Origin of the sequence: Streptomyces sp. NPDC007346 (assembly GCF_040703535.1) — a bacterium.
GTDB lineage: Bacteria > Actinomycetota > Actinomycetes > Streptomycetales > Streptomycetaceae > Streptomyces.
Window position 1 is genome coordinate 1 of record NZ_JBEYKR010000264.1, and the last position, 4,303, is coordinate 4,303.

Here is a 4,303-nt window from a genome sequence, read left to right on the forward strand (position 1 = left end):
GGCCCCCCCCCCCCCCCACCCCCACCCACCGCGCGCTGTTCGGGGGGGGGCGGTTTGGGGGGGGGGGCGGCCCCCCCCCCTCCTGGCGGCCCCCCCGCCCCCCCACCACAGGCTGATGCTTACTAGCTGCCCGGGACAGTGCTACAGGTCGAACTCGAGGTGCTCGATGTCGGTGAAGCGGACTTCGTCCAGGGAGCCGGCGCGGCGGCCGCCGTCCTGGAAGTAGACCTCCTTGAGGGCTTCGGCGGCGATCTCCTGGAGGCGGGCGTCGGACGCGCCCTGCTCCTGGGCCTTGAAGAGGCGGGCTGCGTGGACCGGCGGGAGGGCAAGGGTGAGGTGGCGGATGCGGTCCTGGTCGGTGGAGCCGATCGGTGCGGTGTACCCGAGGCGGGCGCGGACGTCGATCATGATGCCGTCCGTGGACGCCGCCTTCGCCTTGGCCTTGGCCCGGATCTGCGGCTGCCACCGCTGCTTCACCTCACCGTCCAGGCGTCCGGCGAGATCGGGGCGGGGCTTCTTGATCTGGTCCTTCACGTACCGCTCCACCGTGCGCTGGGAGACCCGCAGCATCTGCGCGACCGCCTTCGTGCCGCCGAGCTGCTTCACCAGGTACCGCATCTGCGCGCCCGCGCTCTTCGGCGCAGGGCGGGTGAACGCCTTCTGCACCGCCTTGTTCAAGCCGTCCCCGATCAGGCTCATGCCGGTCTTCTCCTACTCTCCGTTGTCGGCGGTGCTGACGGTGCCGTCCTTGATGGACCGGGCGAGGTTGAGCTCCGGGGCGTCGAACTTCTCCCGGACCTCTTCGCCCCACAGGACGGTCTGGGTGCCTTCGTGCTTGACCAGGCCAGGGTTGATACCGAGCTTGAATCCGCCGGGGAGCGGCTTGCCGTCCCGGTAGGGCACGAAGTCCAGCGGGCTGGGCCCGTTCGCGGCGTAGACGACGCAGTCGGACATGATCGCGATCGGGTACTGGCCGGTGAATGCCGCGTGCTTGACGATCTTGCGGTGCAGGTTGATGCGGGTGCGGGAGATGACCGCCGCCCGGATGTCGGGCCGCCAGGTGGGACGGTCTAGGGCCCGCCACCGCTCGCCCGTTCGCCACCCCTCACCACGGGGGCGCTCGCGGAGCTTGCCGATGCCTCCCTTGGCCGTTGCCTTGATGGCCGTGATGACGATGCCCAGCTCGGGGTCACGGTTCTTGTAGCCGTCCATCGCCGTGAGGAAGTCTTCCGGCGAGAGGTCGGTGGTGACGCCGAGGTCGGCCATGGTGGCGAGGTAGGCGTCGCGCAGCCGGGTGTACCAGCCGTCCAGGTAGCGGCCGTTGTCGTACCGGACGTACGCCTCGGTCGGGGCGACGTCGTAGCCGAGCTCCTGGGCGTACGCGACGGTCGGTGTCGCGTACCAGGCCGGACCGGTCGGGTGGTCGCCCTTGGGCGTGAACGGGCTCGGCAGCAGGTTGCCGTCCAGGGCCACCCACTCCTTGCCGGCCTTCACTCGGTTCAGGTCGACGTGGGAGAGGTCGACCAGCCAGGATCCGGGCAGCTTCGGGTCGAACACCGGGTTCTTCACGTGCGTCGACTCACCGAGGCCGACGTTCAGCCCGTTCGCTCCGGCGCCGAAGGCCATGTTCACGTCCAGGCCCACCAGGTAGCGCAGCGTGCACTCCGCGTCGGTCATCGGCCGCGCCCAGTCGTAGGACTCCTCGAACAGCATCTCGGAGGGGCCGCGGACGTGGAAGCGTGGCAGGTTCAGCGCGTTGAGGACCGGGTGCCCGTTGGGGGCCTCGGGCGGGGCGCAGTCCACCGGTTCTGAGCCGAGTGACCCGGGTGTCTTGGTGTCGGCCTGCCGCAGGGCGCCGGTCTCCTCGTCCCGTACGGCGTGGGTCGGCGGGTGCAGGGCGGTCATCAGTTCCAGGCTGGTGACGGCGGTGGAGCCGCGCGGCGTCATCACCCGGGTCGCGTAGGTGCCCAGAACGCGGGTGAGTTCCGCCGGGGGGAGTTCTGCGGCGTGGTCCCAGAAGCGGGGGTCCAGCGCGTTCCAGGAGGGGATGCACAGCTGGACGCACTGGCGTTCCGAGCCCTTGGCCGGGCGGTAGATCCGCGCCCACGGCCCGAAGCCCCTCTTCGTGAGCTTCCAGTCGGCCCGGTTCAGCTGCTTGATGACCTTGTGGCCCTCCGGGATCCGCCCGGCGTCTTTCTCCTCCGCCGTGAGCGTGACGGGCAGCCCGTAGCGCTCCAGGGCTGCCTCGGTCAGGACGAGCAGCGGGTCGGCCGGCCTCCCGGGGCCGGACAGCTTCGGCTGCCCGAGCTTGGCCTCCCTCAGCGTCCACTCCACCAGCGAGGGCAGGGACTTGGCGGGCACGTCCAGGACCAGGCCGCCGACACAGTAGGCCAGCACCTTCCCGTCCTCGACGTCGACGACCGCCAGCGGACCGTTCTCGAACCGCGGATCCGTACCTCCCGCGGGGGTGTTGGCCGCGGCCGCCTTGCGTGCGCTGGGGCGGCCCGACGTCGACGGCCTGGTCGTGCTCGCCGGGCGCGGCGCGGCCGCCGGAGCGTCCACGAGATCCGAAGCGGGAACCTGCGGCTTCACCGGGTCACTCACGACTTCGGCGCTGGAGATCGGCTCGGTGGGCTGCGGCTCAGCCGGAGCGGGCACGCCGGTGAACGTGGCGGGCACCGGGGCGTCCGGCGTGGGTCCGTCCTCTGCGGCCGGGGCTGGGGTGGCGGGGTAGAGCTCCGCAAGCTTGTCCAGCAGCCGGGCGTACGCGTCGCGTTCTGGGGGGCGGGGCTCGGTCTTCCCGGACTCCCAGCCGGACACCGTGGCCCGGCGGACCTTCAGCGCGCCGGCGACTTCGTCGATCGTCAGCCCGTGCGCGGCGCGCAGCCGCTTGCGTTCCGCCGGGGGCGGAAGGGTGGCGCGGGACGCGACCAGGGCGTCGACCGCGTCGAACAACTCGGACATGGAACACCTCCTAACCGACACTCTACCCCACAGAGCGTACGAAGCGCGAACCTTTGACGTACGAATGCCGTACGAATCACGTACGAGCGTCTTTCGGGAGGGGGTGGCATGGTCCCGGCCAGGGGAAGGGCTGGAAATCGGCGCGTCACATGGAGTGCTTATGGGGAGATACGGCCGGTTGCAGCTCTGAGTGACCAGGGGGTTACGTGAAGTGGAAAGACGCGTTCGACCGCGCGATGGAGGAACTGAAGGCGATACGGGCCCTGCTGGCACCGGTCGGCCGTCTCGATGACCCCACGGTCGGGCTGACCGCCCTGCACGGCGAGCTCACCCAGACCCGCCTGAAACTCCTGGAGACGATCCAGGGAGGCATCACCGGGCTGCGCGAGGAGAACCGTGAGGTACGGCGCCGCCAGGACCGGATGATCAGCGATCTCAACGAGACCCGCGGCGAGCTCCGTCAGCTCCTCGAACTCGCCGACACCCTCCGCCCCCTCGCGGAACTCCAGAAGCCGACCGAGGAGCCCGGCGACGTCATCGGCCCCTACCCGCCCACCGAACCGGTGCCCGATCCGGATCCGGCAACCGGCCCGACCGCGCCCACGGCGGCGCAGCCGCCCGCCTCACCCGACACCGACTTCCAGGGGGGAACCATGGACGACAGCAAGCGTCAGGCGCAGCCCGAACCCGAGCCCGAGCGCCGGGGGCAGGACGACGTGCTCAAGCAGAGGATCGAGGCCGCCTACCAGGGCAACAGCACCCCCACGGCCCCCGCCGCTTCATCGTCGGCCTTCCGCCAGGAGGAGGACCCGCGGGTCACCCACGGGGTCCTGCTGCTGAAGGCGGCCGGGGTGGCCTCCGTGGACCTGGTCGCACACCGCGACACCTGGGAGTGGCTCACCGCCCTGGCCGTCGACCATGACCACTTCCGCACCCCGCCCTCGGTCGAGGACGTCAAGGAAGGACGCGTCCAGACCGTCCTGTCCGGCCGCTCACTCATCGGCCTGCTCATCAAGCTGTGGGACACCCGCTCGACTGCGACCCCGCTGGAGGCGGACTGGGCCCTGGCCACGACCACCTACAACCGCATCGCGGCCGACCTCACCACGGTCAACGGCGAAGGCCAGACCCTCCGCATCGTCCTGGACGACGGACTCCCCCACACCGACAACGACTGAACCGCTGCACGCCGGCTGGCGGCCGTCCGTACCCGGAGTCGGCGGTGACCAGCTGGCCGTGGCACAACCGGAGGCCCGCCCCCCGGACCGGGAGGGGGGGGGCGGCCGGGGGGGCGGGTTGACGGGGGGGGCCCCCCCCCGGGGGCCGCGCCCGGCCGGGT

At 71.2% G+C, this 4,303-nt stretch carries 3 protein-coding genes; 1 reads left to right on the forward strand and 2 read right to left on the reverse strand.

Annotated elements, in window-relative coordinates; translation table 11 throughout:
- Positions 1-141 precede the first annotated feature (141 nt).
- Together AB0917_RS33715 and AB0917_RS33720 are read right to left on the reverse strand one after the other, a co-directional pair.
- Positions 142-699, reverse strand: coding sequence for an XRE family transcriptional regulator (locus AB0917_RS33715; RefSeq protein WP_366823518.1), 558 nt, complete (start codon positions 697-699; stop codon positions 142-144).
- 12 nt (positions 700-711) lie between these two features.
- The gene (locus tag AB0917_RS33720; RefSeq protein ID WP_366823519.1) at positions 712-2,964 is read right to left on the reverse strand and encodes a helix-turn-helix domain-containing protein; all 2,253 of its coding nucleotides are present in this window, start codon (positions 2,962-2,964) and stop codon (positions 712-714) included.
- Positions 2,965-3,170: 206 nt separating this feature from the next.
- Here AB0917_RS33720 and AB0917_RS33725 point away from each other — a divergent pair, with 206 nt between their 5' ends.
- A complete protein-coding gene (locus AB0917_RS33725; protein WP_366823520.1) occupies positions 3,171-4,142 on the forward strand; it encodes a hypothetical protein in 972 nt (323 codons plus the stop codon).
- Positions 4,143-4,303 lie beyond the last annotated feature (161 nt).